Raw genomic sequence first — 3,394 nt, 5'->3', positions numbered from 1 at the left:
CCTGATCCTCCAGACCAAACACGGAAGCAATCGTGGCGGCATTTTTACGGACAGACTCCACCACGCCAAGGCTGCTGTCGGTGGCCAGATAGACCACGGGTGCAATCTCACTGAGCGCGTCATAGGATTTGCTCAGACGCCCGCCGATGAAGATCACATCGGGCTCGCAGGCCATGACCTCCTCTAAATCGGCTTCTTTGATGGTGCCAAGGTTGGAGATGTTCTCATCCGTCACATAGCTCTGAAGGTAATCCAGACTGGTGGAGGCGGAGCCGACCACACGATCCCCCACACCCAGCGCGTCCAGAATATCCAGACTGGCCATATCCAGAATGGCGATGCGCTGGGGGTCATAGGGAACCTCCAGTTCCGCAGGCTCCCGATTGCCGTTCAGGCAGGTGATGGTGATGGTTTCAGGAGCGGCAGGAGTTGAGGAATTTTCAGGGGGAGTCGATTCATCGGAAACCGGGGCCGTACTGTTCTCCGGCTGGTTCGTATCAGGCGAACCGCCGGTCTGACCGCCGCAGGCGGCAAGGCCAAGCACAAGCATGGCGGCGAGGAACAGGGACATCAATTTTTTCATAGTGTAATTCTCCTTTTCAATAAAAGTACCGAAAAATATGGGGGCTTAATAGTAGATGGACAGCGGACGGCCCGCGATCTCCATAATCTCAAAGTCCACGCCGTACACCTGGGATAGATTTTCCTTGGTCATCACCTCCTTTACCGTGCCGAACTTGGCAATTCTGCCGTCCTTAAACGCACAGATATAATCAGAATAGAATGCCGCGTAGTTGATCTCGTGCAGCACTAAAATCACCGTCTTGCCCAGCTCATCGCAGAGGCGGCGGACGATCTTCATCATGTTGGTGGCGTGGTAAATATCCAGATTATTGGTCGGTTCATCCAACAGAACATACTCTGTGTCCTGGGCAATCACCATGGCGATATACGCCCGCTGGCGCTGGCCGCCGGAAAGCTCGTCAATAAACCGATCCTCAAAGCCCCCCAATTCCATGTAAGAGATGGCCCGGTCGATGATCTCCTGGTCCTCCGCCGTGGTCCGTCCCCCGGAATAGGGAAAACGGCCAAAGGTCACCAGCTCCCGCACCGTCAGCTTCATCTGGATATTGTTGGTCTGCGTCAGGATTGCCAGCCGCTTGGACAACTCCCGGCTTTTCCATTTTCCAATATCCGCGCCTTCAAAGTCCACCGTTCCGCCGTCCCGTGCGATCAGCCGGGAGATGATGCCCATGACGGTTGATTTTCCCGCTCCGTTGGGGCCGATCAAAGAAATTACTTTCCCTTTTGGAATGGCAAAGCTGACCTCATTTACCACCGTTTTCCCATCGTACCGCTTTGTCAAATCTTTTACCTGCATGGTCAAGCCCTCCTATTGGTAAGAAGCAGATAGAGAAAATATACTCCGCCGCCCACTGTGATAAATACGCTGACCGGGATCGTATAGGAGTAGGCGTGTTCCACAAGGAGCTGACCGCCCACTAATACGATCATGCCGAACAAAGCGGAGCCGAGGATCAGCTGAGCGTGGCGGTAGGTTTTCAAGAGCTGCCGGGACAGGTTGGCGATGATGAGGCCAAGAAAGGAGATGGGTCCAACCATGGCGGTAGCCACAGCAATGCACAGCGTGACCCCCAGCAGCAGGCGGCGGACGCATCGGTCATAATCCACGCCCAGGTTAATGGCCTGATCCTTCCCCAGCGTAATCACGTCCAGCAGGGCCAGTTCTCTCCGAAGGGCAAAAACAATAGCCGCCAGCACGATCAAAGATACGGCGATGATCTCCGAGTTGATGTTGCTGAAGCTGGCCACCAGGGTTGCCAGAAGATTGTCATACTCATTGGGGTCCATCACGCGGGTGAGGGTACTCTGGATGCTGGAAAAGAAAAAGGACAAAACGGTGCCGATGAGCAGTACATAGAGTACATTGTGCTTTGTCTTTTTGAACAGAAAACTGTAAACCACCGTTGCCACCACGCCCATCAGCAACAGGTCCACCGCAAACGAGCAGTTCGCGTTTGCGGCCAGAATACTGCCGGACCCCGCCGCAAAGACGACCGCGGTGTGGATGAGCGTATAGAGAGAGTTCATACCCAGCAGGCATGGGGTGACGATGGTATTGTTGATGACGGACTGGAACACAATGGACGCCCCGCCAATGGCAAAGGCGGTGATGAGCATGACGATCAGCTTGGGCGTACGGATTTTCATCGCGTACTGAAACAGCTTCGCGTTGTCAAAATGGACTCCTACCAGCATATACCCCGCGGCGCACAGCAGGACCAGCGCGGCGAGGATGGCCAGCTTCCGGCGATTGGCCCGCGCAGCTTTTGTGTTCATGCCACGCCGCCCCCTTTCCTGCCCAAACGAATCGCTTTCCGTCCATGGCGGAGGCGATAGAGCAGCAGCGCCACAAAAAGGACACTTCCAATGATGCCGACGATCAGTTCAATAGGCAGCTCATAGGGGAAAATCACCATCCGGCCCGCCATGTCGCACACCAGCACAAACAGCGCGCCAAACAGGGCCGTATCAACCAATGTACCACGGATCTTATCACCCTTGAACATGGCCACCAGATTGGGGACGATCAGGCCGATGTAGGAGATAGAGCCTACCACCACGACAACGGAGGCGGTGATCATCGCGGCAATCGTCAGCCCCAAGAACAACACGAAATTATACGGAACGCCGAGATTTTGCGAGAAGTCTTTTCCCATGCCCACAATGTTGAAATGATTTGCAAACAGAAAAGCCAGCACCACCAGCGGAACCGTCAGCCAAACGATCTCATACCGTCCCCGCAGGACCATGGAGAAGTGGCCTACCAGCCAGGTAGAGAGCGCCTGGGTCATTTCGTACTTGTACGCCAGATAATTTGTAATGCCGCCGATTACATTGCCGAACATGATACCCACCAGCGGCACCATCACCACGTCCTTAAACTGGATACGCTGGATGAACCAGACAAATATCCATGTGCCGAGGATCGCAAAGACAAAGGAAAAAACAGCCCTCCCCCATAGGGTGGAATTGGGCATGAACAGCAGCGCCAGCAGGATGCCGAACTGTGCGGAGGAAATGGTGGCCCCTGTGGTCGGAGAGACAAACTTGTTCATGCAGAGCTGCTGCATAATCAGGCCCGCTACGCTCATGCCGGTGCCGGTACAGAGAATTGCCAGGAGACGGGGCAGACGGGAAATCAGGAAGACTTCCAAATGCGCACTGTCCCCCTGTAACAGCTCTGACAGTTCCACATCCAGAACACCAACGAACAGCGACCAGATGGACAGGATCAAAAGCAGGGCGAATAAAACTATGGACAGTACGCATAAAGAACATTTCAGGAATATGGTAGGCAACCGCATGATGC

Annotated in this window: 4 protein-coding genes; all 4 read right to left on the bottom strand. The window is 54.4% G+C overall.

Going from position 1 to position 3,394, the window contains the following annotated elements; all coding sequences use genetic code 11:
* On the bottom strand, positions 1 to 583 hold a 583-nt coding region (locus tag QZ329_RS15325), incomplete at its 3' end, for an ABC transporter substrate-binding protein (protein WP_295753868.1).
* A 45-nt stretch (positions 584 to 628) separates the two neighbouring features.
* A complete protein-coding gene (locus QZ329_RS15320; protein ID WP_295753867.1) occupies positions 629 to 1,381 on the bottom strand; it encodes an ATP-binding cassette domain-containing protein in 753 nt (250 codons plus the stop codon).
* A 2-nt stretch (positions 1,382 to 1,383) separates the two neighbouring features.
* A complete protein-coding gene (locus QZ329_RS15315) occupies positions 1,384 to 2,361 on the bottom strand; it encodes an iron chelate uptake ABC transporter family permease subunit (RefSeq protein WP_295753866.1) in 978 nt (325 codons plus the stop codon).
* Positions 2,358 to 3,389 (bottom strand): iron chelate uptake ABC transporter family permease subunit, encoded by a 1,032-nt coding sequence (locus QZ329_RS15310; RefSeq protein WP_295753869.1) that lies wholly within the window; start codon positions 3,387 to 3,389, stop codon positions 2,358 to 2,360. Before QZ329_RS15310 ends, QZ329_RS15315 begins: the two co-directional genes overlap by 4 nt.
* Positions 3,390 to 3,394 lie beyond the last annotated feature (5 nt).

The sequence above is a fragment of the uncultured Oscillibacter sp. genome (assembly GCF_910579365.1).
Lineage (GTDB): Bacteria > Bacillota > Clostridia > Oscillospirales > Oscillospiraceae > Oscillibacter.
Note: the sequence above shows the minus strand (reverse complement) of the source record. Positions and strands in the feature narration are given on the sequence as shown.